Consider the following 1,407-nt stretch of genomic DNA (forward strand, 5'->3'; position numbering starts at 1 on the left):
CGATCACGCGGGTTGGTGATATAGCCGACGTCGACCTGAACCGTAGGCATTCGGGTTAGCCGCAACAGATCCCACGTCCGGCCATGCGTTCGGCAATCGCGCAAGCCGGTGCGCGCCACCACTTCTCGTTGAATAAAGTCGGCGAGGTTACGGCCGATGGTGGATACCGAACCATGCGAGTTACCGAAGTGAAACGAGGCTACGCCGTTCGCCGAAGGGCCGGACTGGGTTTCGCAGCGCAGGCTGATCATCAGGTCTGCGCCCACGGCATTAGCCGTAGCGGCGCGTTCGGCATCTGAGGGGCTGCGGTTGGCCGGTCGCGACAGAAACGTCTCCATGCCAATAGCGGACATACGCCCTTCGAGCCGACTTGCCAAATCCCACAACACGTCTGCTTCGCTAATTGGCCCGGCCGGTCCTTGTGTGATGAGACCGTGATCGGCGCCACCACGGCCGGGATCGATGATGATGCGCTTGCCGGACAGCTTGGGGCCGGAACGGCGGACCAGCTCTTCTTCCCGAATAGCGTGCGGGGAGCCACCGCTGACTCGCGAACTCAGAAAGTACAAGGAGCGCAACGTTTCTGGGCCGCAAATACCGTCGGAAGCCAGCCCGTATTCACGCTGATACGACATCAGGGCGTTGTGGGTCTGCAACCCGAAATACCCGTCGACCAGCCCGGTGTAGAAACCAAGGTCTTGCAACCGGGCCTGCAGCGTCGCAACGTCGTCGCCGTACAGTGGGGCGCCGAATTGGTGATAGAGCGTCCGAGCGCCGAGTCGGTACGAAGCCTCCTTCAGCGCCCGATAAGTGGCCTCTCCGACGATCCCGTCGACCAACAGTCCGCGATGCTGCTGAAAGGCACGCACCGCCCGGTCAAGCTCGGCATCGAACATGTCGGCGGCAACGTGCCGGCCGGTGGTCAGATCGTCGTCCGGATTCTCCAACATCCCCAACGCGGCCAGCGCCGCCCGGATCTCGGCGACGGCGGCGCTACGGTCGCCACAGCGCAGCGCGTCGCCGTCTTCGCGGCGCTGACTCGGCATACCAAAGGCCCTCCGGGACTCACTGACTTCGCTGCCGCAAACAAGACAGCTAACCGGTATTGTCGCAGATCCTTGCCAATTTCGGGAAAACGCCAGGCTAATCTGGGCACCCAGGCAGCGCCCGAATGACGGCTAGGCCAGGTTAGGAACCACGTCAGAAAGCTCGCGCAGCAACGCTGCTTTGCCTTTGGCCCCAACGATACGTTTGACGGGTTGGCCGTCTTTGAAAAGGATCATGGTAGGAATGGACACGACCTGAAAGTTGCGCGCCGTTTCAGGATTGGCGTCCACATCGAGCTTGGCAACGGTTAGGTTGCCCGAACGCTCGGCCGCGATCTCTTCCAGCACCGGTGCCACCATC

2 protein-coding genes are annotated in these 1,407 nt (G+C 62.0%); both read right to left on the bottom strand.

From position 1 onward, the window contains the following. A partial coding sequence (locus tag F0Q45_RS25950) for an N-acetylmuramoyl-L-alanine amidase (RefSeq protein WP_149656587.1) occupies nucleotides 1-1,046 on the bottom strand: 1,046 nt, incomplete at its 3' end. Nucleotides 1,047-1,178: 132 nt separating this feature from the next. Then, the coding region (locus tag F0Q45_RS25955) for a thioredoxin domain-containing protein (RefSeq protein ID WP_223163955.1) at nucleotides 1,179-1,407 on the bottom strand (229 nt) is incomplete at its 5' end.

It is taken from the genome of Mycobacterium simiae, assembly GCF_008370645.1.
GTDB lineage: Bacteria > Actinomycetota > Actinomycetes > Mycobacteriales > Mycobacteriaceae > Mycobacterium > Mycobacterium simiae_A.